Consider the following 22,305-nt stretch of genomic DNA (forward strand, 5'->3'; position numbering starts at 1 on the left):
CGTCAGCCAGACCCTGCAGACACGCGGCCAGATCGGCTACGTGATCACCGACGTGGAGGGCCAGGTGGACGACATCGTCATGACCGCCCTGCGCGATCACCCGATCACGGTCCGCTGCGACCGGCTGTAAAGACAAAAGCCCCTTCGGGGGCTTTTTTGTTGGCCAACCAGCTTGCTTGGGACGGTGTCAGACACCCTGCGCTCACTGTCGCGGGTTCGTCGCGGCGTCTCAATGGGTGTCAGACACCTGCGTCGAGATGGCTTGGAACGGTGTCAGACACCCGGCGGTCACGGTCGCGGGCTCGTCGCGGCGTCTCAACGGGTGTCAGACACCTGCGCCGGAGCGTGTGCCAGAGCAGGTGTCTGCCCCCCCTACGAGACGCCCGTCAATCCAACCATGCGCTCCCCGGGGTGTCTGACACCGACCCAATCCAGACGCCGTCGCACAAGGGCCCAATCCAGATGCCGTCGCACAAGGGCCCAATCCAAAGCCGTCAGCCCACTCCCGAATCACCCGCCGCCCGGTGCAGGCATTGCGCGATCTTCTCGCGGACGCTGCCGGGGTCAAACGGCAGCCGGCCGATGATGCCGATCTCCCGGTGAAACGCGTGTTCGTCCAGCGGCAGCAGCCGCAGCCCGGTCATATCCAAACGCCGCAGCCGGGGCAGCAGCGCCACGCCCAGCCCGTGCCGGACCATCCCCGCGATGGCCTCGATCTCGTCCAGCTCCACGGCTTCATGCACGGTGATCCGGTGCTTCTTCAGAAATACATCCACCACCCGCCCGCCAAACGATGCGCGGTCGTAGCGGATGAATGGCTGGGTCGCCAGCAACTCCCGCCACGGAGCGACCGGCATGGATTCCGGCATGGCCAGCATCACCGGCTCGCTCATCAGCGGCTGCCAGCCCAGCTCCGGCGGCAGGGCGAAGGGCGGGCGGATCAGCACTGCCAGGTCGACTTCGCCGGCGTCCACCTGACCCAGCAGCGACAGCGACACGCCGGGCACGATCCGCACACGCACGTCGGGATACACCGCGCGGAACTCGCCCACGGCGTGGACCAGCAGATCCTGCTGCACCGAGGCGATCGCCCCGATGCGCAGCAGCCCGCTGACATGGGCGGCGCCGGCCGACGCCGCCATGCGCTCGGCCATGGCGACCAGCTCTTCGGCCTGGAGCAGCATCTCGCGGCCCTGTGCGTTCAGCAGGGCCGCACGCGGACCGCGGTCAAAGAGCGCGACGCCCAGATATTCCTCCAGGCGCCGGATCTGGGCGCTGACCGCGGACTGCGTGAGCCCCAACTGCGCCCCCGCCCCGGTAAAGGTGCCGTCCCGCGCCACGGCAATGAAGGTCTTGAATTCCTTGAGCACAATCAATTTTTTCGATGCTAAGCCTCGAAAAATATCGTTTTGCTATAAAAAAAACAATACCTAAACTACGTCCTGGTGCTAATGCCGACGCAATTGCGGTCGCCCACCCCGAACGATCATCTTTCCTTTGCCTGACCCGGAGCCTTGCATGTCCGCTCAAACCAACCTGCCGCCGTTCCACCTGGCCTTCCCCGTGCGGGATCTGGCCGAAGCCCGCGCCTTCTACGGCGAAAAGCTGGGCTGTCCGGAGGGGCGCAGCTCCCCCGAATGGATCGACTTCAATTTCTACGGCCACCAGATCGTGGCTCACCTGGCGCCAAGCGAGTGTGGCCACAAAGCCACCAGCGCGGTCGATTCGCACAATGTGCCCGTGCGCCATTTCGGCGCCGTGCTTTCCATGGAACAATGGGAAGCCATGGCCAAGCGCCTGACCGACGCCAAGACCGAGTTCGTCATCGAACCCTACATCCGCTTCAAGGGCGAGGTGGGCGAACAGGCCACCATGTTCTTCCTGGATCCGTCGGGCAACGCATTGGAATTCAAGGCGTTCAAGAACATGGATTCGTTGTTCGCCAAGTAACCCGTCACTACAGGTTTCGTGCCGTTGAACGTAAATTCAGACCCGCTTTCTCCGGCCGAAACCCGCTGGCGCATCCTGCCCCAGGGTGACCGCTGCCTGATCATTTCCTTCGGCGAAAACATCGACGCCGCCATCGGCCGCACGTGCCTGGCGGTGGCCCGCATGCTGCGCGACGCGCGGCTGCCGGGCGTCACCGATGTGGTGCCCTCCTTCGTCGCCGTGGCCGTGCATTACCGGCCTGGCGGCCAGGGCGAAGGCCCCACCTACGCCTCGCTATCCGAACACATCCAGGCCTTGCTCGCCGGCGGCATACCCACCGGCGATGCGGGCGGACGCGAGGTCGACATTCCCGTCTGCTATGGCGGCGAACACGGTCCCGACCTGGCCGAGGTCGCCCGCGCGGCGCGCATCTCGCCCGACGCCGTCGTCCAGTTGCACAGCGAACCGCGCAGCATGGTGTTCATGCTGGGATTCGCCCCCGGGCATGCCTATCTGGGCGTGCACGACGAAAAACTGAACATTCCCCGCCGACCCTCGCCCCGCACCGCCGTGCCGCCGGGCGCGGTGGCCATCGCCAACCGCCAGACCGTCATCTACCCGAACCGGCTGCCGGGCGGCTGGAACATCATCGGGGCGACGCCGCTCGTCATGTTCGACCCCACGCGGGAACCCGCCGCCCTGCTGCAACCGGGCGACACCGTGCGCTTCGTGCCGATCGCGCCCGAAGAATTCGACCGCATCCGGGGGAGCCGGCCATGAGCGTGACGGTGATCAAGCCGGGCATGCTGTCCAGCTTTCAGGACCGCGGGCGCGAGGGCTACCAGCATCAGGGCATTCCCGCCGCGGGCGCCATGGACGAGCGCGCCCACCGGCTCGCCAACGCCCTGGCGGGCAATGAGGGCGACCCGGCCACGCTGGAAATCACCCTGACCGGCCCGACGCTGCGCTTTGACGTGCCGGCCTGTTTTGCGCTGGCCGGCGCCGACCTGGGCGCCACGCTGAACGGCCAGGACATTCCCCTGCTGCGTCCGCTCATCGCGCGGGCGGGCGACGTGCTGGCCTTCGGCGCGCGGCCCGCCGCCGGCGTGCGCGCCTACCTCGCCGTACATGGCGGTTTTGCGCTGCCGCCCGTCATGGGCAGCGAAACCACGTACCTGCGCAGCGGCTTCGGCGGCTTTGAAGGACGCGCGCTGGCCAAGGGCGACGTCGTCCCCCTGCGCCGTCCGCTGGCGCCGGACCGCGATGCCGCCGACGTGCAGAAGGCGCTGTGGAACGTGCGCGTCTATCTACCTGCTTCGCTGGGCAACAAGCAGCGCGAATTCATCCGCTTCCTGCCCGGCGTGCACTGGCCGGAATTCTCGCAAAGCAGCCGCCGCGCGTTTTCGGAGTCGGACTTCCGCATCAGTCCGCAGTCGGACCGCATGGGCTACCGCCTGCTCGGCCGGCCGCTCGCCATGAACCAGCCGCGGCAGATGCTGTCGGAAGCGGCCTGTTTCGGCACCGTGCAGGTGCCTTCGGGCGGCGAGGCCATCATCCTCATGGCCGACCGGCAGACCACCGGCGGCTATCCCAAGATCGCGCAGATCGCCACCGTGGATCTGCCCGCCCTGGCGCAATCCGCGCCCGGCCAGACGCTGCGTTTCCAGCGGATCGAGCTGGAAGAAGCGCAGCGCCTGGACGGCGAACGCGAGCGCGCATTTGCCCAACTGCACGCCGCGCTTGAACCGCTGCGCGCGCTGCTGGCCTAGAAAGGAATCCGTTATGACCACCCGCATCGACCTGAATTGCGACATGGGCGAAAGCTATGGCGCATGGACCATGGGCAACGACGCGGCGGTGCTGCAATTCGTCAGCTCCGCCAACATTGCCTGTGGCTTTCACGGCGGCGATCCCGCCACCATGCGCAAGACCGTGGCAGCGGCATTGGCGCAGGGCGTTGCGCTGGGCGCTCACCCCAGCCTGCAGGACCTGGCCGGGTTTGGCCGCCGCGTCATCCAGATCAGCCCGGACGAGGCCTATGACATCGTCGTGTACCAGATCGGCGCGCTGGCGGGCGTGGCCGCCTCGCAAGGCGCGCGGCTGCATCACGTGAAGGCGCACGGTGCGCTGTACAACATGGCGGCCAAGGACGAGCCGCTGGCAAAGGCCATCTGCCAGGCGGTCAAGGACGTGGACGCCTCGCTGATCCTGTACGGACTGGCGGGCAGCAAGCTGATCGACGCGGCGCGCGCCATCGGTCTGGCCTGCGCCAACGAAGTCTTCGCGGACCGCTCGTATCAGGACGACGGCTCGCTGACGCCGCGCACGCGCGCGGGCGCCATGATCGAAGACGTGGAGATTGCGGTGGCACAGGTCGTGCGCATGGTGCGTGAAGGCCTGGTGCGGTCGGTGGACGGCAAGGACGTGCCGGTGCAGGCTGACACGCTTTGCATCCATGGCGACCAGCCCAATGCGCTGGTATTTGCCGATGGCATCCGGCGGGCGCTGCAGCAGGCCGGCATCGAGGTGCGCACGCCGCCTCGCGGCTGAAGGCTGCGGTCGCGGGGCTCGGGGCAGATTCGCGGCGTTATCCGGCCAGATGAAACCCTAGACCGAATCCAGCGACGCCTCGCGGTAGGCGCGCAGGATCTCCGGCAGCACTTCCACCACATACCGGCGGGTCAGTTCCGCCGCGCGGTCGAAATCGCGGCTGCCGAGCGCCTGGATGATGCCGTCCGTGTAGGCCGGAATATTGTTGGCCTCGAGCGACTGCCGGGCCAGCATGTAGCCCAGCGGTTCGATCTGTTCGTACAGCTTGCTGAGCATGCTGGTCAGCGGCGCGTTGCCCGTGTAGCGCGCGGCCGCCAGATAGAAGTCGCGCGACGCCGCGATGAAACCGCGCGCGTCCAGCCGGTCCATAGCCGCGACGATGGCCTCGTGCAGCGTGGCCAGCTCGTCCACCAGCGGCCCGACGTCGGGCATTTCGGCGACCTGCCGGATGCAATACGCTTCCAGCTCCGCGCGCAGCATGTACAGATGGCGGATCTGGGTTTCGGTGTAGAGGGTGACCCGGAAGCCCTTGCGCTGGATGTGCGTCACCAGCCCGCTCAGCTCCAGCAGACGCATCGCTTCCCGGATGGGGCTGCGGCTGGTGCCGAAACGCTGTTCCAGTTCCTGTTCCCGTAACGGCTGCCCGGGCCGGATAGTGCCGTTCACTATCAACTCACGAATCTGTTCCTGTAGGAAATACGGAATCGTGGCGGGCGCTTTGACGTCCAATCGGCTCCCCTTCTACTGCGTACGCATGCTATGAGACCGTGACAAGATACTAGAAATCTCTTGAAACAGAAATAGAAATAAAGTTTCAGACGGCGCGAAACGCGACGCCCTGCACGCTCTGGGCAGTGTCGGAAGGACAAATTTGCCCGCGTTGCGCGCTCAGTCCCAGTCGTCGCGGTAGACGAACTTGGGCATCTGCCAGTTGAAGCGCAGGGCCATGAGGCGCATGGTCAGTCCTGCGGCCAACGCGATGGGCACCGAGGCGTTGGCCGACAGCCCGAGCGACATCGATCCCAGATACAGCGCGCCGGTCACCAGGGACACGCTGGCGTAGAGTTCCTTGCGGAACAGCAGTGGCACTTCGTTGCAGAGCACGTCGCGCAGCACCCCGCCGGCGCACCCGGTGATCATGCCGCTGATCAGCACCACGGTGATCGGCAGTTGCATCATCTGCGCCACCTGGCAGCCGATGACCGTGAATGCGACCAGCCCCAGCGCGTCCGCCAGCAGGAACACGCTGCGCAGCCGGCGCATGACCGGGGCGATCAGCGCGGTCAGGATGGCCGCGCCGCCCGTCATCCACAGGTATTCGGGGTGGACGACCCACGTGAGCGGATAGTGCCCCAGCAGCACGTCGCGCAGCGACCCGCCGCCCAGCGCCGTCACGCACGCGATGATGCAGACGCCCATCCAGTCCATGTCGCGCCGCCCCGCCGACAATGCCGCCGTCATGGCTTCGGCGACGATGGCGACCAGGTACAGCGTGTGCAGCAGGGCAGGCGACAGATCGGTAAACATAGGTGGGGCGGTAGCTTGGGCAGGTGCCATTGTATTGAGCCTTGCCCGCGGACGCGCCATTGCCTGCGCGCGCATCATCCCGTACCCTCAAACCTGCGTTGACAACGATCAACTCCAGTCTCGTTTCGCGGCGAGACAATGGAGACGTGCCCGACCGGGCGCTATTGGGCCAGGCAGCGCGGACGCGGGAGCCGCCCCTCTGGCCGTAACCGGGAGATTAGGTATGACCCAGCAAATTGGCCCCATCCTTCTGGCCACCGACCTGAGCGCGCGCGGCGACAGAGCCCTCGACCGCGCCCTGCAGTTGACCAAGGAACTGAACACCAAGCTGATCATGCTGCATGTCATGGAGTCCCATGCCACGCCGCTCACCACCCCCGTCTGGCGCCGCCTGTCGCCGGATCACAAGGCCCTCGTCGAACGCGAACTCGCCGAAGACGTCGCCGCCGCCAACGTGCCGGCCGAAGTCGTGGTCACCAAGGGCGACCCCGTCGCCAGCATCATGGAAACTGCCGACGCGTATGGCTGCTCGCTGATCGTGGCCGGCATCGCCCGCCAGGAAACGTTGGGCCGCCTGCTGCTCGGCACCACGGTCGAAAAACTGGCTCGCCAGGCGCGCCAGCCCGTGCTGGTCGTCAAGAACCGTCCTCGCCGGCCCTATCGCGACGTGCTGGTCGCCACCGACTTCTCGGATGGTTCGCGTCAGGCGCTGCGCGCCGCGCTGCAACTGGTGCCCAATGCGGACATCACCTTGTTCAACGCGTATGAAGTGCCGTTCCAGAGCGTCACCAAGCCGGACGACGGTGTCGTCGACAATCTCTACCGAACCGCCGAACAATGCGCCGAGCGCTTCATCGCCGAAACGCCCGAACTGCCCAAGGGCCGTCCGACCAAGGTGGTGCTCGAAGCCGGCCAGCCCGAAACCGTGCTGTCCGATTACTCGTTCAACCATCGCTCCGACCTGGTCGTCACCGGCACCCACGGCCGCACAGGCATCCTGCGCACCGCCATCGGCAGCGTGGCCGAGCGGCTGCTGGAATCCTTGCCCAGCGACGTGCTGATCGTCCGGCTGAGCGGGGAAGAGTAGATTTTTTGCCAGCAAAAAGGCGGCGCTTGTGCGCCGCCTTTTTTTTGATTGGCCTGTCTTCGGTTCGCAAGGTGTCTGACACCCATGCGGCGTCCTGGCAACTTGGGGGCCTATTCGTACGGGTGTCAGACACCTTGAGGGCGTGGGTTACGCGTCGCCCTGCTTTTCCATGGTGTCGATCGTGCCGCGCAGGATCTTCAGCAGCACCAGTCCGGGTACGGCGATGACCACCGTCACCAGGAAGAATCCCGGCCATCCCAGATGCTCGACCAGCGGCGGCGTCAGCGGGCCGGCCAGATAGGTGCGGCCCACAGCCGACAGCGCCGACAGCAGCGCAAATTGCGTGGCCGAGAACCGTTGGCGGCAGAGCGCCATCAACAGGCCCACGAACGACGCCGTGCCCAGGCCGCCGCACAGGTTTTCGATCCCCACGCCGGTTGCCATCAACCACAGGTTCTTCGGGCTGACCGCGATCAGCCAGTAAGCCAGGTTCGACACCGCTTGCAAAAGACCGAAGGCCATCAGCGACCGGTACAGCCCCCAGCGCGACATCAGCGCCCCGCCCGCCAACGCGCCGAAGATGGTGGCCGCCAGACCCAGCACCTTGTTCACGGTGCCGACTTCTGTCGGCGTGAATCCCGCGCCGCGGATGAGAAACGTGGTGGACAAGGCGCCGGCAAATGCATCGCCCAGCTTGTACAGCACGATCAGCAGCAGCACCGCCATCGCGCCGCGGCGGGTGAAGAATTCATGCAGCGGCTCGGCCACGGCCTCGCGCAGGGTGCGCGGGGCGCGCGCGACGTGTTCAGGTTCGGGCGCCAACAGGGTGGCCACCGCGCACAGCAGCATCAGCCCGCCCATCAGGACGTATGTGTTGCCCCACCCTATCCACTGGTCCGCCATGATGAGCGCCAGGCCGCCCGACACGATCATGGCCAGCCGGTAGCCCATGACCTTGATGGCCGCGCCCGCCCCGCGCTCGTCCTTGCGCAGCACGTCGGTGCAATAGGCATCGAAGGCGATGTCCTGCGTCGCCGACAGAAAGGCGACCAGCACGGCCAGCAGCGCCAGCGGCATCAGCGCGGATGACGGCGACATCGCGCCCATCGCCATGATCACCACCGCCAGCAGCAACTGCGTCACGAGCATCCAGCCGCGGCGCCGGCCCAGCAAGGGCGGCACGAAACGATCGACCAGCGGCGCCCAGAGAAATTTGAGGGTGTAGGCCGTGCCTACCAGGGTGAGGAAACCGATTTCCTGCAGCGGAACGCCTTCGACGGTGGCCCAGGCCTGCAAGGTGCCGCTGGTCAGGGCCAACGGCAGGCCGCTGGCAAAGCCCAGCACCAGCAGAGGGGCAACGCGCGGGCTGGTGTAGACGTTGGATACAGCGGTGATGACGATCTCCTGAATTGGCCGGCGGCGTCAAAGGCGCTGGCCGCGGGCTTGCGGCATTTTAGGGCCTGTTGCCCCGCGCCGTCAGGAGGATGCGTGTCGGAATGTCAGGGCGATGAATGTCAGGGCGAAGCAAAGCGATACACCGCCAGCGTGCTGCGCCAGCTTGGGAACATTTGCACTTCCTTGCCTTCGTTGAAGGTGGCGCGCTCCAGGATGCGCAGGCCCACTTCCCCGGCGAGCTGCTCGAAGTCGCGCAGCGTGCACAGGTGGATGTTGGGCGTGTTGTACCACTGGTACGGCATCTGTCCGGTCACGGGCATGCGGCCGCGCAGGATGGCCCAACCATGCGGCCAGTAGCCGAAGTTGGGAAACGACACCACGCCGTAGCGCGCCACGCGGGCCATTTCGCGCAGGATGTGTTCGGTGCGGTGCATGGATTGCAGCGTCTGCGACAGCACGACGGTGTCGAACTGCTTGTCGTCAAAGAGCGCCAGGCCGTCTTCCAGGTTCTGCTGGATGACCTCGACGCCGCGGCGCACGCAGGCGATCACGCAGGTGTCGTCGAGCTCGACGCCGGCTCCCTTGACCTGCCGATGGTCGCGCAGGTGCGCCAGCAGCGCGCCGTCGCCGCAACCCAGGTCCAGGACGCGGCTGCCCGGTTCGATCCAGCCGGCGATGCGCGCCAGGTCGGGCCGCAGCGCACTGTGGGCATAGCGGGGAGTCACGGAAGTCATTCGGAGCATCCTTCAATCGGGGCGGCGGCTTGCAGGCCCAGCTCGCGCGCGATGCGTTCGTAGTAGCCGCGGACCACCGCGTGGTAGCGCGCGTCTTCCAGCAGGAAGGCGTCGTGGCCGTGCGGCGCGTCGATCTCGGCGTACGTGACGGGACTGCCGTTTTTCAGCAGCGCCCGCACGATCTCGCGCGATCGCTCCGGCGGAAAGCGCCAGTCGGTCGAAAACGACACCAGCAGGAAGTTGGACTTGGCGGGCGCCAGCGCGCGGGCCAGGTCGCCGCCCGTGGTGCGCGCCGGATCAAAATAGTCCAGCGCACGCGTGATCAGCAGATAGGTGTTGGCGTCGAAATACCGGGTGAACTTCTCGCCCTGATAGCGCAGGTACGACTCGACCTCGAACTCGACGTCGAAGCCGTAGCGGTACGCGCCGTTCTCGGCCGGTGCGCGCTGGGCGCGACCGAATTTTTCGGCCATGTCGTCATCGGACAGGTACGTGATGTGGCCGATCATGCGCGCGACCGACAGGCCGCGGCGCGGCACGGTGTCCTGCGCGTAGTAGTCGCCGCCGTGGAAATCCGGGTCGGTGATGATGGCGCGGCGGGCCACTTCGTTAAAGCCGATGTTCTGTGCCGACAGGCGCGGCGTGCTGGCGATGACGATGCAGTTGGCCACGCGCTCGGGCAAGGTGATGGACCAGCTGAGCGCCTGCATGCCGCCCAGCGATCCGCCCATCACGGCCGCGAAGCGCTCGATGCCGAAGTGGTCCGCCACCCGCGCCTGCGCCCGCACCCAGTCTTCCACGGTCAGCACTGGGAACGCGGCGCCCCAGGGCTTGCCGGTCTCGGGATTGAGGCTGGCCGGCCCGGTCGAGCCGAAGCACGAACCCAGGTTGTTCACGCCGATCACGAAGAAGAGATTGGTGTCCACCGGCTTGCCGGGGCCCACCATGTTGTCCCACCAGCCCAGGTCGGTGGGGTTGTCCGCGGCTTGGCCCGCCACGTGGTGCGAGGCATTGAGCGCGTGGCAGATCAGCACGGCATTCGTGCGCTGCGCATTGAGCGTGCCGTAGGTTTCGACAGCCAGTTCGTAAGACGCAAGCGATTGGCCGCTAAGCAGGGGCAGCGGTTCGTCGAAACGAATGAACGTGGGAGAGACGAGGCCGACCGAACCGGGATCAACGGTATCGGAAGTCGTGACAGTTGCGGGGACGAACCCGCTGGCCGAATCACCGGCCAAATGTTGGGCAGGAGTGGTCATACGGACCTCTTTAGCTGGATTTATTGGAAGGCGCCCGCAAGCGGATCAGGCAAATCGGCGCCGAAAATTGGGTAGTGCGGCAGGAATTCTAGCACTGCTAAGCGCCGGCTTCCCAGGGCTCCTGTCCCAGATACTCGTAGCGCTCGGTGTTCACGCGCGACACGCGCCACTCCACCGGCTGGCGGTTGTAGGAAAACGCAATGCGCCGGATCTCCAGCAGCGGGCTGCCCTCGGCCACGCCCAGGCAACGCGCCTGCGTGCGTTCGGCCAGGCAGGTCCGCAAGCGCTCGTCCGTCGCAATGACGTTGACGCCGAACAGGTCCTGGTACAGCGCGTACAGCGTGCTGGAGCGCTCGCGCAGGTGCGTCTCAAGCAGCCCCGGAAAGCGCGATTCGGGCAGGCAAACGTCGTCGGCCATGACCACGTCGCCGTTGAGCGACAGCACGTTCAGGAACTCGAACACGTGGGCGCCGGCGGGCAGTTCCAGCTTTTCGCGCGCGACTGCTGAGGCCTTCACCCGCCGGAAGCGCAGCAGCTCGGTGGTCGGATAGGACTTGCTGCCGTCCTGCCCGACGATGCGGAAGAACTTGAAGAAGTGATGGTTGCGCGTGTGCACCGCCACATAGGTCCCGCGGCCCTGATGACGCACCAGGATATTTTCGGCGGCCAGTTCGTCGATGGCCTTGCGCAAGGTGCCGATCGACACGCCGAAGCGTTCGGCCAGATGCTTTTCCGGGGGGATTGCCTCGCCCTGCTTCCACTCGCCTTGCGCCAGCGCGGCAAGCACGGCCTGCTTGACCTGTTCGTACAAGGGACTGCCCAGGGGCACAGTCGGTGACAGGCTGGTGTTCATGGGTGCATCGCAAAAATCGTGGACCTCCAGTGTAGCGGCGCGTCCGTCATTCGCTCAAGTCATGTAAGTCATCTATATGATTTAGTTGACTTTGAAAAAAGCCGGGCCTAAGATTTCCTGGCCGTTGTGATCCGCGCCGCGTGCAGCACCCGGGCGGCGCCCCTGACTCAGAGAGGAAGACAATGATTCACGCCGTATTGCACGATGCGAAGGACACGGTGGCGGTCGCCGTGGTGGAGGGCCTGACCGCCGGAACGGAGCTGAACGCCTGGATCATGGATGAAGACAAGATCATCCATGTGCGCGCGTCGCAGGACATTCCCATCGGCCACAAGGTGGCGATGAAGGACATGGCCGTGGGCGACACCGTCTTCAAGTACGGCGTCGACATCGGCCGCGTGGTGGCGCCCATCAAGGCCGGCCAGCACGCCCACGTGCACAACATCAAGACCAAGCGCTGGTAAGCGCCCGTCCATCGCACAGGAACCCACCATGTCCATCATCACTGCCCAGACCACCTTCCAAGGCTATCGCCGCGACAATGGCCGCGTCGGCGTGCGCAACCACGTCATCGTCCTGCCCGTGGACGACATCTCCAACGCCGCGGCCGAGGCCGTCGCCAACAATATCAAGGGCACCCTGGCCCTGCCTCATCCTTATGGCCGCCTGCAGTTCGGCGAGGACCTGGAACTGCACTTTCGCACGCTGATCGGCACCGGCTGTAACCCCAACGTCGCCGCCGTGGTCGTCATCGGCATCGAGGAAGGCTGGACCAAGCGCGTCGTCGACGGCATTGCCGCCACCGGCAAGCCCGTCATGGGCTTTTCCATCGAACTGCACGGCGACCACGACACGATCATGCGCGCGTCGCGCTGCGCCAAGGAATACGTGCATTACGCCACCGCGCTCACGCGCAGTGAATGCCCCATCGCCGACCTGTGGGTCTCCACCAAGTGTGGCGAATCCGACACCACGTCGGGCTGCGGCGCCAATCCCACGGTGGGCAACGCCTTCGACAAGCTCTATGCGCTGGGATCGACCCTGGTGTTCGGGGAAACGTCGGAGCTGACCGGCGGCGAACACATCGTCGCCGAACGCTGCGCCAACGACGCCGTGCGCGAGCGCTTCATGTTCATGTTCGACCGCTACCAGGCCATGATCGACCGCTGGAAGACCAGCGACCTGTCCGAATCCCAGCCCACCAAGGGCAACATCGCCGGCGGCCTGACCACCATCGAGGAAAAGGCGATGGGCAACATCCAGAAGATCGGCAAGCAATGCCGGGTGGATGGCGTCATCGACAAGGCCGAAATCCCCGACGGCCCCGGACTGTGGTTCATGGACTCGTCCTCGGCCGCGGCGGAAATGGTCACGCTATGCGCCGCCTCCGGCTACGCCGTGCACTTCTTTCCCACCGGCCAGGGCAACGTCATCGGCAACCCGATCCTGCCAGTCATCAAGATCTGCGCCAATCCGCGCACCGTACGAACGATGTCCGAACACATCGACGTGGACACCAGCGCCCTCCTGCAGCGCGAGATCGACCTGAATCAGGCCGGCGACAAGCTGCTGGAATGCATGCTGGCCACCGCCAACGGCCGGTGGACCGCGGCCGAGGCCCTGGGCCACCGCGAGTTCGTCCTCACGCGGATCTTCGAAAGCGCCTGACAGGCCTTTCCGGCGCCGGCGCGTACTGGAGAACGCGCCGGCCGCCCTCGCGGCATCATCGCAGCATCAACGACAAGAACCTGCAGACCCGGGCGCAGTCCGCGGCAGCATAGGCGTACGCATTCCTACCCGGGCGTTAATCCCCAAGGAGGAAGACAGATGAGTAGCGAACCGCATTACCCCTTGCAAGATGCGCAGCGCCGTCGCCTGCTGGGCGCCCTGGGCGCCGCCGGCGTCTGTGCGCTGGCCCCGTGGGAACGGGCGCTGGCGCAGAAAGGCGCATGGCCCGAGCGTCCCATCAACTACGTGGTGCCGTTTCCGCCGGGCGGACTGACCGACGTGGCCGCGCGCCAGGTGGGCAAGGCGCTGGCGGACGCCGAACGCTGGAACGTGGTGGTCGAAAACAAACCCGGGGGCAGCGCCAACATCGGCGCGGCGCATGTGTCGAACGCCGCGCCCGACGGCTACACCTGGCTGGCCATCACGCTGTCGCACGCGGCCAATGCCACGCTGTTCGCGGGCAAGGCCGGGTATGACCTGACCCGCGACCTGACCCCGCTCGCCGGGCTGGCGTCGTCGCCAATCATGGTGGTCGTCAACGCCAAGAGCAATATCAAGACCATGGACGACCTGGCGCGCGCGGCCAAGGCCAAGCCGCTGTCGGCCGGCTCCAGCGGCAACGGCACGCCGCCGCACCTGACGCTGGCGCTGTATCAGAAGCTGACAGGCGTGCCGCTGATGCACGTGCCGTACAAGGGCGGCGCGCCGTCGCTCACGGACCTGATCGGCGGACATCTGGACGTGGTGTTTTCCAACTACCCCGAATCACTGGCACACGTGAAGAACGGATCGCTGCGCGCTTTGGCGATCACCACGCGCGAGCGCAGCAAGGACCTGCCCGACCTGCCCACCACGGCCGAAGCCGGCCTGCCGGACCTGATCGTCGAGAACTTCACCGGCGTGCTCGCGCCTGCCGGCACCCCGCCCGAACTGGTCCAGCGCATCGGCGACGCCATCGTCAAACAGGTCTCGCAGCCCGCCATGCAGCAGTCATTGCTGCAATTGGGCTTCGTGCCCCAGCCGCGCGGCCCGAAGGAGTTCGGTGCGTACCTGAAGTCCGAGGTCGACCGCTGGGCCAAGATCATCCGCGACGCCAACATCCAGGTCGCCTGACGCGGCCAACCTGCCACCACGAAGAGGAGTCCGGCAGATGCGAGTTTTGATATCGGAGTTCATGGACGCGCCTGCCGTCCAGGCCCTGCAGCAGCGGTTCGACGTGCAGTACGCGCCCGAACTGGTCGAGCAGCGCGGCGCGCTGCTCGCGGCCGTTGCGCAGGCCGACGCCCTCATCGTGCGCAATCGCACCCAGGTGAACGCAGAGCTGCTGGCCGCGGCGCCGCGCCTGGTTGCGGTGGGCCGGCTGGGCGTCGGGCTGGACAACATCGACCTGGCGGGATGCGAAACGCGCGGCATCAAGGTCATCCCCGCTACAGGCGCCAATGCCCGCGCCGTGGCCGAGTACGTCATCGGCACGATGCTGTCGCTGTTGCGGGGCGCCTATCGATCGACCGCGGACGTGGCCGCCGGCGTGTGGCCGCGCAATGCGCTGTCGCAGGGGCTGGAAGCGCATGGCCGCACGCTGGGCGTGGTGGGGTTCGGGGGCATCGGCCGCATGGCCGCCCAGCTTGCGCGCGGGCTGGGCATGCGCATCGTGGGTAGCGACGCCGCCCTGCCGCCTGACCATCCCGCGTGGCAGGAAGCGGGCGCCGAGCCGCTGTCGCTGGACGACCTGCTTGCCCGGGCGGACGTCGTGACGCTGCACCTGCCGCTCACGCCTCAGACCCGCCATCTGCTGGACGCCGCGCGCATCGAACGCATGCGCGCCGGCGCCATCCTCATCAACACATCCCGCGGCGGCATCGTGGACGAATCCGCGCTGGCGGCGGCGTTGCGGGCCGGACGCCTGCGCGGCGCGGCGTTGGACGTCTTCGAGCAGGAGCCGCTGCCCGCAGGCAGTGCGCTGGCCGACGCGCCGAACCTGATCCTGACACCGCACATCGCGGGGCTCACGCAGGAGGCCAACACGCGCGTTTCCGACATGGTGGCCGCCGGTGTGACAATGGCGCTTGACGCCCGCGCACGCTGACGAGGCGCGGCGCGCCTCACACGACAGGAAGGATATGGCTCACATCTATCTGGACGAACTTCAACACCTGGCCGCGGCCGGTCTTGCCGCCGCCGGCGCCAACCCGGTCATGGCCGACAGCACCGCCCGCGCGCTGGTCTTCGCGGAAAGCCAGGGACTCAGCTCCCACGGCCTGTCGCGCGTGCCGTTCTACGCCGGCCATCTGCGCACCGGCCGCGCCATCGGCTCGGCCGTGCCGCGCCTCGTGAACGAGCGTGGCGGTGCGGCGCTGATCGACGCGGGTTCGGGCCTGGCGTTTCCCGCCTGCGCGATGGCGGTCGAACAAGCGACGGCCCGCGCCCGCGAGCATGGCGTTGCGTTCGTCGGCGTGGCCAACAGCCATCACTTCGGCGAAGCGGCCTATCACCTGGAAGCCCTCGCCGACGCCGGCATGGTGGGGCTGGCGCTGAGCAATTCGCCCGCCGCCATGCCCGCCTGGGGCGGCAAGCGGCCGCTGTTCGGCACCAACCCCGTCGCGGCGATCTTCCCGCGACGCGGCGGCGCACGCCTGGTCATCGACCTGTCGCTGTCGCAAGTGGCGCGCGGCAAACTCATGATCGCCGCGCGCGACAACCAGCCCATTCCGCTGGGCTGGGCGCTGGACGCGGAGGGCCAGCCCACCACCGATCCCAAGGCGGGACTGGCCGGCAGCATGCTGCCCGCGGGCGGCGTCAAGGGCGCCATGCTGGCGCTCATCGTCGAACTCATGGCCTGCGCGCTGACCGGCGCGCGCTTCGGCTACGAGAACGAGTCATTCTTTGTGGATGAAGGCGGCCCGGCGCGGCTGGGGCAGGCCTTCATGGCCATCGATCCCAACGCGCTGGCGGGCAACGACGTCTACCTGGAACGCGTGGAAACGCTGGTCGACGCCATGCTCGAAGACGAGGGCGTGCGCCTGCCGGGCGACCGCCGCCGCAAGCTGCGCGACGAGGCCGTCAAGCACGGCCTGGATCTGCCCGATGCGTTGATGACGCAGCTGCGCGCGTTGGCGGGTGCGGGGTGAACCGCGCGGGCTGACAGTGCGACTTGACTGCCGGGCTTGACTGCGGGGCTTGACTGCGGGGCTTGACTGCGAGACTTGACCCCGCCGCCTGGCGCCCTACTGCCCGTGGGAGAACCACAGCATCAGCGGCGCCAGCAGCAAAAACGCCACGGTGGACACCAGCACGGCGCCCGCCGCGGTGTCGCCCAGTGGCGTGTAGCGCCGCGCGTACATATAGCTGACCACGGCGCACGGCATGGCCATCTGCAGCGTCAGCGCGCCGGCCAGCACCGGCTCCAGGTCCATCGCCCACACCACGGCCAGCCCGGTCAACAGGCCCACCACCAGGCGGATCGCGCCAACCTTGGCCCCATCGCGCACGCCGTTGGACGGAATCAGCGCCAGCGCATGGCCCAGGCTCAGCAGCATCAGCGGCACCGTCACGGCGCCCAGCATGCGCGCCGTCTCGATGATCCACGCCGGAACCGGCACGTCCAGCAGACGCAGCGCCACCGCCACCACTGACGCCAGCAGGATCGGGCTCTTCCAGCTTCCCTTGGTGTTCACGCCGGGCAGCAAGCGCACCGCGATGGTGTGCATCACGAAGGAACTCACCGCAAAAAAAGCCACCGCCACCGACAGGCCCGCGTCGCCGAACGCCAGTTGCGAAATCGGCAGGCCCAGGTTGCCGGCATTGGGCTGGAACGCCGTGGGTAGAAGGCTCCGCACGGGCAGCTTCCAGGCCTTGAGCAGCGCCGCGCAGATCAGCGCGCACAGCAGCAGGGCGATCAGGGTTGCCGCAGCCACGTCGGCCAGCGCGCGGTTGTCCAGGTGGGTGGTGACAAAGGTATGGAACACCAGCGCGGGCGTGGTGACGGAGGTGACCAGCGTGGTGATGAAGTTGCCGCCGAAGGGAAGATCGCGCTTGCCCCAATAAAGCCCGATTCCTACACAGAAAAGCAGGGGCAGCATCAGCACGATGGCTGACAAGTAGAACTGCGCGATGGCCAACATGGACTATTCCGTCAGAGATAAAAAGATTGATGCCTCGCGGCATCATTGCTTGCCCCGGCCGGGGCGGTCGCCGCAGCATGGACGCATTGTTCACAAAAGGGCCATCCCGCCCTCGCCGCCATGTCTGCCACACCGATGCGCGTTCTTGCCCACTCATCGCGTTGCGCCGTCCGCAGCGCCATTCCGCCCGATGGCCGGCAGCTATCCGACAGGCAGGCCGCATGCCTGCGGTGGTCCGCCGCGGGCAAGACCAGTTGGGAAACCGCCCGCATATTGGGCGTCAGCGAAAGCACCGTTAATTTCCACCTGCGCAACGCCTGCACCCGGCTCGGCGTGCGGGGCCGGCGCGCAGCCGTGGTGACGGCGCTGCGACTGGGCCTGCTCGAGTTCAAGGCTTGATGACGACGGACCGCAGGAATTCGCGCGCGCGCTCGGCGGGCAGGCTTTCCTCGGTGCCGGCGGCCACTGCCTCGATCAGCATCGTGTCCGTCACCCACACCTTGGCCTGCAGCCATCCGGGCTTGCCCACCGCCTTGCCGCGCACCTCGATTTCCTGGCCATAAGGCGGCCATTCGTTGGGCGGCGGCGCCTGCATGTTGGTGTAGAGCGATCGCATCAGCGCCACCCCCAGCGCCTGCCGGGCAGCGGGGCTGGCCGCGATCTCCGGCGGCAGGGGAGCCGATCCCACGGCAAACACCGCTTCGCCGACCGTCGCGCTGGCCATCGTGAACTTCAACGCGTGCGTGTCCAGCTTCAGATCGCGGGTTTCCGTCGAGACCCGGGCGGGGAACGCGGCGCGGACGTGACCATCCGCCACATCCATCTCGCGCCAGTTGTAACTCGGCGAGCAAGCCGCCAACGCCAGCGTCAGCGCCAAAAAAACGCCCGCTTTCTTGAACATGAAACGAAACAGCGATGAAATCGTCATTACCCGAGGACTCCAGGGTCCCGTCATTTCGAGGAATCCAGAAATTGTCGCCGATTTCCATGGCGCCCGCGCCCGACGGCACGTTGCTCGCCAAATATTGCTGGCCCGCCGCGCCAAACGTGCCGCTTCCGATTGCGGGCGATGGGGTGTCCGGTGGCCGGCACTCCGGTGGCCGCCCCAGCATCTACCTGCTGCACGGCCTGAGCGAACACGCCGGACGCTACGACCGGCTGGCGCGCTGGCTGACCGCCCGGGGCTGGACGGTGGGCGCGCACGATCACCGCGGTCACGGCCGCTCCGGCGGACACCCCGCCACCCTGCGCGACCAGGAAGACCTGGTCACCGATGCCGTGGACCGGCTGCAGGAATGGACACAGGCCTGCGCCCGCCCGCCCATTCTGCTGGGCCACAGCCTGGGCGCCCTGGTCGCCGTGCGCATCGCCCAGCGCCGGCTGGCCGACCTGGACGGGCTGGTGCTCAGCTCCCCGCCCTTTGCCGTCAACGTCCCGCACTGGGTGCGCCGCACCCTCGCGTGGATGTCCCTGCATGCCCCCGACCTTCGCGTCCCGCACGGCCTGGCGCCCGCCCGCATTTCCCACGACCGGGCCGTCGTGAAGGCCTACCGCGCCGATCCCCTGGTGCGGCGCCGCATGACCGGCCGGCTGGCGCGCTTTGTCGACGAAGCCGGGCAGCAGGCGCTGCGCGAAGCCAGCCTGCTGCCCTGCCGCACCCTGCTGATGGTGGCCGGCGACGACTCCATCGTGGCGGCCGAAGGCAGCCGTCAGTTCGCCCAGCGGGCGCCCGCTGAATTGCTCACGCTGCGCTGGTACGACACTGCCTGGCACGAGATCTTCAACGAAACCGCCCCCATTGCCGACCCCGTCTATGCTGACCTGGACGAATGGCTGGCGCGCACCGCCCAGGCATTGTCCCTGTCCCCAGTACTGGTTCCCTCAGCACAGGAGGCCAGCACCCCGTAAAATCCGGCGACAGCCCCCAACGAGAACAATCCGTGACCGATACTGCCGCCAACCGCCTCGCCCGCCTAGAGGCCAACCGCTCGCTGCTGACCCAGACCCTGCGGGGCATCGAGAAAGAAGGCCTGCGCGTGGACGAACAGGGCATCCTGGCCCGCACGCCGCACCCCGCCGGGCTGGGCTCGGCACTGACCAACGAACACGTCACCACCGATTATTCCGAATCGCTGCTCGAGCTCATCACGGGCACGCACGACAACGTGGACGCCCTGCTGGCCGAACTCGCCGACACGCACCGCCACGTCTACACCGTGCTGGACCATGAACTGATCTGGAATCAGTCCATGCCGGCCACGCTGCCGCCGGAACCTGAAATCCCCATCGCCTGGTACGGCACTTCCAACACGGGCATGCTCAAGCACGTCTACCGCCGCGGTCTGGCGGAACGCTACGGCAAGACGATGCAATGCATCGCCGGCGTGCACTACAACTTTTCGCTGCCCGAAGCCCTGTGGTCCGTGCTCGACACGCAGCCCGGCTCCGACCAGGACCGCCGCTCGCGCGGGTACATCGGCCTGATCCGCAACTTCACGCGGTATTCGTGGCTGCTGATGTACCTGTTCGGCTCGGCGCCCGCGCTGGCCAGCGGCTTCCTGCAAGGCCAAGACCACGCGCTGGACAAGCTGGGCGACCACACCCTTTACCTGCCCTATGCCACCAGCCTGCGCATGAGCGACCTGGGCTACCAGAACAAGGCGCAGTCGCAGCTCAAGCTCTGCTACAACGACCTCGACACCTTCCTCGGCCGCCTGTACGGCGCCGTGACGCAGCCCTGGCCCGACTATCAAAAGATCGGCACCCACCGCGACGGCGAATGGATCCAGCTCAACACCAACGTGCTGCAGATCGAAAACGAGTACTACTCCAGCATCCGCCCCAAGCGCGCCACGGGCCGCTGCGAACGTCCGATCACCGCGCTGGCCGAGCGCGGCGTGCAGTATGTGGAAGTTCGCTGCCTGGACATCGACCCTTTCTCGCCGGTGGGCATTGATGCCGCCACTGCCCGTTTCGTCGACGCCTTCCTGCTGTTCTGCACGGCGTCCGACAGCCCGTTCTTCCCGGCCAATGGCTACTGTCAGCGCAGCGCGGACAACTTCTCGGTCGTCGTCAAGGAAGGCCGCAAGCCGGGCCTCACGCTGGACCGCGACGGCCAGACCATCGGCCTGACGCAATGGGGCCACGAACTGCTGGACCAGATCGCGCCGTACGCCGCGCTGTACGACAGCGCCGTGGGCGGCACCGCCTACGCGGACGCCCTGGCCGCGCAACGCGCCAAGCTGGACCAGCCCGACACCACACCGTCGGCACGCCTCTTGGCCGAACTGAAGGACGGCGGCCTGTCGTTCCACGACTACTCGCTGGCGCTGAGCCGCAAGCATGCGGACGCGCTGCGCGCGCATCCGCTGCCGGCCGACGTGGCCACGGCCTATCAGCAAGCCGCCGCAGAATCCGCCGCCGAACAGCTTCGCCTGGAACAGTCGGACACTGAAGACTTCGACACCTACGTGACCCGCTATCACGCCGCGCTGAAGGCGCCGCGCAAATAAGGCGTATCGTTAGGGATTGGTCCGCGCCGCGTCCCTGCGAGGTGCGCGCGCGGGTCTTACCAGTCACATCAGGAGGTTTTATCCATGCGCCGTACCGCAAAATTTCTGCTGGCCCTGGCGGCCAGCGTGGCGGGCATTGCCCACGCCGCGCCGCCGCCCATGCAGACCGTGGAATCCGTGGACCTGAAACGCTACGTGGGGATGTGGTACGAGATCGCCAATTTCCCCATGTTCTTCCAGCGCAATTGCGTGGGAGACACCACGGCCGAATACACCGCGCATCCGGACGGCACCATCGGCGTGAACAACCGCTGCCGCACCAAGGACGGGGAAATCGATTCGGCCTCGGGCACGGCCACGGTGGTCGAGGGCAGCAACAACGCCAAGCTCGAAGTCACCTTCTTCAAGCCGTTTAAGGGCGATTACTGGGTGATCGGCCTGGATCCCGAATACCGCTGGTCCGTCGTCGGCACGCCCGACCGCAAGTACCTGTGGATCCTGTCGCGCTCGCCCAAGCTGCCCAAGGAAGAACTGGACAAGGCGCTGGCCGCCGCCACGGCGCAGGGCTATCAGCTCGACGAGCTGCGCTATACGCCGCAGAAGTAAGCACGGCAGAAGTAAGCACCCCGGAGGTAAGCGCCGCAATAGTCGGCGCCGTCGTCAGCCCGCGTAGTCGCGGGCCAGCCTGACCACGGTCACGCCGGGCTTCAACTGCCGCAGCGACGGCATGATCAGCGTGCAGTTGCCATAGGGCGTCACCACCGGCTGCTCGTCGGCCCAGCCGATCAGCGAACCGGCCTTCTCGAACGTTTCCAGTCCCGACCAGGGGCCGGCAAACCGCACATTCATCGACGGCGCCACCACGGCGTCCGTCACTTCCAGCACGCGTTGCGCCGCCGGATCCGGCAGCAGCCAGCCTTCGGGCAGGTCCGACGCGTCAATCACGCCCGACTCCACCAGCATCCGCGCCACCATGTCGCGCGCCACATCGCGCGACGACAGGTCGCCATGGAAGCCGCATTCGATCAGCAGCGCGCACGCGTCTTCGCGGGCGGGATCGCCAAAGTGTTCGAAATCGCGCATGCGCACGCCGTCCTTGTGGCCGGCATCCACGATGACGTGTTGCGGCGCCTTCAGGCGGCGCGCCAGCGCGATATTGCGCGGCAGCACGCCCGTCAGCAGCAGCGGCGCCCCCGGCTCGTGCATCGAATGCAGATCCAGCAGCCAGTCGGCGCGCCGCACCCACGGGCGCAGCGCCGCACCGCGCTGACGATCCGGCGAGGTGGGGTTGTCCAGGCGCTCCGCGCTCCAGACGCGGTTCATGTCTTCCTGCACGAAACGCGACGCATCGTGGTTCGCGTGATCGAAGCGGTCGAACGCATCCAGGTTGCAGAAGGCCAGGGTCAGGCTGCCGCGGCGAGGCCGCAGGCCCGTGGCCAGCAGATCCTTCAGCGCCCACGCGCCGCACAGCTCGTTGCCGTGCACCAGCGCGCTCACCATGAGCGCCCGTCCCGGCACGCCCGAATCAAAGTGCCACACGCCCGGCGTGTCGGTATTGCCCGCGCGCTCGGCGGCGATGTCGGGAACGGGGAGCTTGAATTCCATGGTGATAT

At 66.9% G+C, this 22,305-nt stretch carries 24 protein-coding genes, 1 pseudogene and 1 riboswitch; of the genes and pseudogenes, 15 read left to right on the plus strand and 10 right to left on the minus strand.

What is annotated here, in order from left to right; genetic code table 11:
* Positions 1 to 130 (plus strand): annotated as a pseudogene (locus RT697_RS08790) (phosphoglycerate dehydrogenase); the annotation flags it as partial.
* Between the two features lie 364 nt (positions 131 to 494).
* On the opposite strand, the gene RT697_RS08795 reads toward RT697_RS08790, so the two are convergent.
* Positions 495 to 1,370 carry a LysR family transcriptional regulator gene (locus RT697_RS08795; protein ID WP_313698248.1) on the minus strand — a complete coding sequence of 292 codons (876 nt, stop codon included), beginning with the start codon at positions 1,368 to 1,370 and terminating at the stop codon, positions 495 to 497.
* 148 nt (positions 1,371 to 1,518) lie between these two features.
* Between RT697_RS08795 and RT697_RS08800 the strand changes: the two genes are divergently transcribed.
* From RT697_RS08800 to RT697_RS08815, 4 genes are read left to right on the plus strand one after another with little or no spacing between them, the layout of a single operon-like run.
* On the plus strand, positions 1,519 to 1,950 hold the full coding sequence (locus RT697_RS08800) for a VOC family protein (RefSeq protein ID WP_313698196.1): 432 nt from the start codon (positions 1,519 to 1,521) through the stop codon (positions 1,948 to 1,950).
* 18 nt (positions 1,951 to 1,968) lie between these two features.
* Positions 1,969 to 2,709 (plus strand): 5-oxoprolinase subunit PxpB, encoded by a 741-nt coding sequence (pxpB, locus tag RT697_RS08805; protein ID WP_313698198.1) that lies wholly within the window; start codon positions 1,969 to 1,971, stop codon positions 2,707 to 2,709.
* Positions 2,706 to 3,698 carry a biotin-dependent carboxyltransferase family protein gene (locus RT697_RS08810; RefSeq protein ID WP_313698200.1) on the plus strand — a complete coding sequence of 331 codons (993 nt, stop codon included), beginning with the start codon at positions 2,706 to 2,708 and terminating at the stop codon, positions 3,696 to 3,698. The genes pxpB and RT697_RS08810 overlap by 4 nt, the downstream gene beginning before the upstream one ends.
* 13 nt (positions 3,699 to 3,711) lie before the next feature.
* Positions 3,712 to 4,479: a 5-oxoprolinase subunit PxpA gene (locus tag RT697_RS08815; RefSeq protein ID WP_313698201.1), complete on the plus strand. Its 768-nt coding sequence runs from the start codon at positions 3,712 to 3,714 to the stop codon at positions 4,477 to 4,479.
* Between the two features lie 57 nt (positions 4,480 to 4,536).
* Here the strand turns inward: RT697_RS08815 and RT697_RS08820 are convergent, their stop codons facing one another.
* Positions 4,537 to 5,208 (minus strand): GntR family transcriptional regulator, encoded by a 672-nt coding sequence (locus tag RT697_RS08820; RefSeq protein WP_313698202.1) that lies wholly within the window; start codon positions 5,206 to 5,208, stop codon positions 4,537 to 4,539.
* 159 nt (positions 5,209 to 5,367) lie between these two features.
* Positions 5,368 to 6,006, minus strand: coding sequence for a trimeric intracellular cation channel family protein (locus RT697_RS08825; RefSeq protein WP_056564767.1), 639 nt, complete (start codon positions 6,004 to 6,006; stop codon positions 5,368 to 5,370).
* Between the two features lie 223 nt (positions 6,007 to 6,229).
* Between RT697_RS08825 and RT697_RS08830 the strand changes: the two genes are divergently transcribed.
* Positions 6,230 to 7,093, plus strand: coding sequence for a universal stress protein (locus RT697_RS08830; protein WP_313698204.1), 864 nt, complete (start codon positions 6,230 to 6,232; stop codon positions 7,091 to 7,093).
* Positions 7,094 to 7,240: 147 nt separating this feature from the next.
* On the opposite strand, the gene RT697_RS08835 is transcribed toward RT697_RS08830, so the two are convergent.
* The 4 genes from RT697_RS08835 to RT697_RS08850 all read right to left on the minus strand — a co-directional run bounded on the left by RT697_RS08835 (position 7,241) and on the right by RT697_RS08850 (position 11,331).
* Positions 7,241 to 8,494, minus strand: a complete 1,254-nt coding sequence (locus RT697_RS08835; RefSeq protein ID WP_409517415.1) for a muropeptide transporter — start codon at positions 8,492 to 8,494, stop codon at positions 7,241 to 7,243.
* A 113-nt stretch (positions 8,495 to 8,607) separates the two neighbouring features.
* Entirely contained in the window at positions 8,608 to 9,222 is a 615-nt protein-coding gene (gene metW, locus RT697_RS08840; RefSeq protein ID WP_313698206.1) for a methionine biosynthesis protein MetW, read from the minus strand.
* A complete protein-coding gene (locus tag RT697_RS08845) occupies positions 9,219 to 10,478 on the minus strand; it encodes a homoserine O-acetyltransferase (protein ID WP_313698208.1) in 1,260 nt (419 codons plus the stop codon). The genes metW and RT697_RS08845 overlap by 4 nt, the downstream gene beginning before the upstream one ends.
* A riboswitch (SAM riboswitch) is annotated at positions 10,468 to 10,549 on the minus strand. (Overlaps the previous gene by 11 nt.)
* A 26-nt stretch (positions 10,550 to 10,575) precedes the next feature.
* Complete coding sequence (locus RT697_RS08850; protein WP_313698210.1) at positions 10,576 to 11,331, minus strand: GntR family transcriptional regulator; 756 nt, start codon at positions 11,329 to 11,331, stop codon at positions 10,576 to 10,578.
* 182 nt (positions 11,332 to 11,513) lie between these two features.
* On the opposite strand from RT697_RS08850, the gene RT697_RS08855 reads away from it, so the two are divergent.
* The 5 genes from RT697_RS08855 to RT697_RS08875 all read left to right on the plus strand — a co-directional run bounded on the left by RT697_RS08855 (position 11,514) and on the right by RT697_RS08875 (position 16,187).
* A complete protein-coding gene (locus tag RT697_RS08855; RefSeq protein ID WP_056327564.1) occupies positions 11,514 to 11,795 on the plus strand; it encodes a UxaA family hydrolase in 282 nt (93 codons plus the stop codon).
* A 28-nt stretch (positions 11,796 to 11,823) separates the two neighbouring features.
* On the plus strand, positions 11,824 to 12,999 hold the full coding sequence (locus RT697_RS08860) for a UxaA family hydrolase (protein WP_175125143.1): 1,176 nt from the start codon (positions 11,824 to 11,826) through the stop codon (positions 12,997 to 12,999).
* A gap of 159 nt (positions 13,000 to 13,158) precedes the next feature.
* Positions 13,159 to 14,172, plus strand: coding sequence for a tripartite tricarboxylate transporter substrate binding protein (locus RT697_RS08865; RefSeq protein WP_313698212.1), 1,014 nt, complete (start codon positions 13,159 to 13,161; stop codon positions 14,170 to 14,172).
* A 37-nt stretch (positions 14,173 to 14,209) separates the two neighbouring features.
* Positions 14,210 to 15,145 (plus strand): hydroxyacid dehydrogenase, encoded by a 936-nt coding sequence (locus tag RT697_RS08870; protein WP_313698214.1) that lies wholly within the window; start codon positions 14,210 to 14,212, stop codon positions 15,143 to 15,145.
* Between the two features lie 34 nt (positions 15,146 to 15,179).
* Positions 15,180 to 16,187: an Ldh family oxidoreductase gene (locus tag RT697_RS08875; protein ID WP_313698216.1), complete on the plus strand. Its 1,008-nt coding sequence runs from the start codon at positions 15,180 to 15,182 to the stop codon at positions 16,185 to 16,187.
* Positions 16,188 to 16,283: 96 nt separating this feature from the next.
* Here RT697_RS08875 and RT697_RS08880 read toward each other — a convergent pair whose 3' ends face one another.
* Positions 16,284 to 17,180 carry an AEC family transporter gene (locus RT697_RS08880; protein WP_313698218.1) on the minus strand — a complete coding sequence of 299 codons (897 nt, stop codon included), beginning with the start codon at positions 17,178 to 17,180 and terminating at the stop codon, positions 16,284 to 16,286.
* A gap of 135 nt (positions 17,181 to 17,315) precedes the next feature.
* Between RT697_RS08880 and RT697_RS08885 the strand changes: the two genes are divergently transcribed.
* Positions 17,316 to 17,579 (plus strand): helix-turn-helix domain-containing protein, encoded by a 264-nt coding sequence (locus tag RT697_RS08885; RefSeq protein ID WP_409517416.1) that lies wholly within the window; start codon positions 17,316 to 17,318, stop codon positions 17,577 to 17,579.
* Here the strand turns inward: RT697_RS08885 and RT697_RS08890 are convergent.
* The gene (locus tag RT697_RS08890; protein WP_191579239.1) at positions 17,569 to 18,108 is read right to left on the minus strand and encodes a hypothetical protein; all 540 of its coding nucleotides are present in this window, start codon (positions 18,106 to 18,108) and stop codon (positions 17,569 to 17,571) included. The genes RT697_RS08885 and RT697_RS08890 overlap by 11 nt on opposite strands.
* Before the next feature lie 44 nt (positions 18,109 to 18,152).
* Here RT697_RS08890 and RT697_RS08895 point away from each other — a divergent pair, with 44 nt between their 5' ends.
* From RT697_RS08895 to RT697_RS08905, 3 genes are all read left to right on the plus strand, one after another.
* Positions 18,153 to 19,088 carry an alpha/beta hydrolase gene (locus tag RT697_RS08895; protein WP_313698221.1) on the plus strand — a complete coding sequence of 312 codons (936 nt, stop codon included), beginning with the start codon at positions 18,153 to 18,155 and terminating at the stop codon, positions 19,086 to 19,088.
* A gap of 32 nt (positions 19,089 to 19,120) precedes the next feature.
* A complete protein-coding gene (gene gshA, locus RT697_RS08900) occupies positions 19,121 to 20,692 on the plus strand; it encodes a glutamate--cysteine ligase (RefSeq protein ID WP_313698223.1) in 1,572 nt (523 codons plus the stop codon).
* An 84-nt stretch (positions 20,693 to 20,776) separates the two neighbouring features.
* Complete coding sequence (locus RT697_RS08905; protein ID WP_313698224.1) at positions 20,777 to 21,298, plus strand: lipocalin family protein; 522 nt, start codon at positions 20,777 to 20,779, stop codon at positions 21,296 to 21,298.
* A 54-nt stretch (positions 21,299 to 21,352) separates the two neighbouring features.
* Here the strand turns inward: RT697_RS08905 and RT697_RS08910 are convergent, their stop codons facing one another.
* Complete coding sequence (locus RT697_RS08910) at positions 21,353 to 22,297, minus strand: succinylglutamate desuccinylase/aspartoacylase family protein (protein ID WP_313698226.1); 945 nt, start codon at positions 22,295 to 22,297, stop codon at positions 21,353 to 21,355.
* Positions 22,298 to 22,305 lie beyond the last annotated feature (8 nt).

This window comes from Achromobacter sp., from assembly GCF_032113835.1.
Lineage (GTDB): Bacteria > Pseudomonadota > Gammaproteobacteria > Burkholderiales > Burkholderiaceae_B > Achromobacter.

What these genes read in the sequence shown, in the direction of transcription:
- RT697_RS08800 (WP_313698196.1), top strand. Translation starts at nt 1,519, where the DNA reads ATGTCCGCTCAAACCAACCTGCCGCCGTTCCACCTGGCCTTCCCCGTG.
- RT697_RS08810 (WP_313698200.1), top strand. Translation starts at nt 2,706, where the DNA reads ATGAGCGTGACGGTGATCAAGCCGGGCATGCTGTCCAGCTTTCAGGAC.
- RT697_RS08815 (WP_313698201.1), top strand. Translation starts at nt 3,712, where the DNA reads ATGACCACCCGCATCGACCTGAATTGCGACATGGGCGAAAGCTATGGC.
- RT697_RS08825 (WP_056564767.1), bottom strand. Translation starts at nt 6,006, where the DNA reads ATGTTTACCGATCTGTCGCCTGCCCTGCTGCACACGCTGTACCTGGTC.
- RT697_RS08830 (WP_313698204.1), top strand. Translation starts at nt 6,230, where the DNA reads ATGACCCAGCAAATTGGCCCCATCCTTCTGGCCACCGACCTGAGCGCG.
- metW (WP_313698206.1), bottom strand. Translation starts at nt 9,222, where the DNA reads ATGACTTCCGTGACTCCCCGCTATGCCCACAGTGCGCTGCGGCCCGAC.
- RT697_RS08845 (WP_313698208.1), bottom strand. Translation starts at nt 10,478, where the DNA reads ATGACCACTCCTGCCCAACATTTGGCCGGTGATTCGGCCAGCGGGTTC.
- RT697_RS08850 (WP_313698210.1), bottom strand. Translation starts at nt 11,331, where the DNA reads ATGAACACCAGCCTGTCACCGACTGTGCCCCTGGGCAGTCCCTTGTAC.
- RT697_RS08855 (WP_056327564.1), top strand. Translation starts at nt 11,514, where the DNA reads ATGATTCACGCCGTATTGCACGATGCGAAGGACACGGTGGCGGTCGCC.
- RT697_RS08860 (WP_175125143.1), top strand. Translation starts at nt 11,824, where the DNA reads ATGTCCATCATCACTGCCCAGACCACCTTCCAAGGCTATCGCCGCGAC.
- RT697_RS08865 (WP_313698212.1), top strand. Translation starts at nt 13,159, where the DNA reads ATGAGTAGCGAACCGCATTACCCCTTGCAAGATGCGCAGCGCCGTCGC.
- RT697_RS08870 (WP_313698214.1), top strand. Translation starts at nt 14,210, where the DNA reads ATGCGAGTTTTGATATCGGAGTTCATGGACGCGCCTGCCGTCCAGGCC.
- RT697_RS08875 (WP_313698216.1), top strand. Translation starts at nt 15,180, where the DNA reads ATGGCTCACATCTATCTGGACGAACTTCAACACCTGGCCGCGGCCGGT.
- RT697_RS08880 (WP_313698218.1), bottom strand. Translation starts at nt 17,180, where the DNA reads ATGTTGGCCATCGCGCAGTTCTACTTGTCAGCCATCGTGCTGATGCTG.
- RT697_RS08885 (WP_409517416.1), top strand. Translation starts at nt 17,316, where the DNA reads ATGCGCGTTCTTGCCCACTCATCGCGTTGCGCCGTCCGCAGCGCCATT.
- RT697_RS08890 (WP_191579239.1), bottom strand. Translation starts at nt 18,108, where the DNA reads ATGACGATTTCATCGCTGTTTCGTTTCATGTTCAAGAAAGCGGGCGTT.
- RT697_RS08905 (WP_313698224.1), top strand. Translation starts at nt 20,777, where the DNA reads ATGCGCCGTACCGCAAAATTTCTGCTGGCCCTGGCGGCCAGCGTGGCG.
- RT697_RS08910 (WP_313698226.1), bottom strand. Translation starts at nt 22,297, where the DNA reads ATGGAATTCAAGCTCCCCGTTCCCGACATCGCCGCCGAGCGCGCGGGC.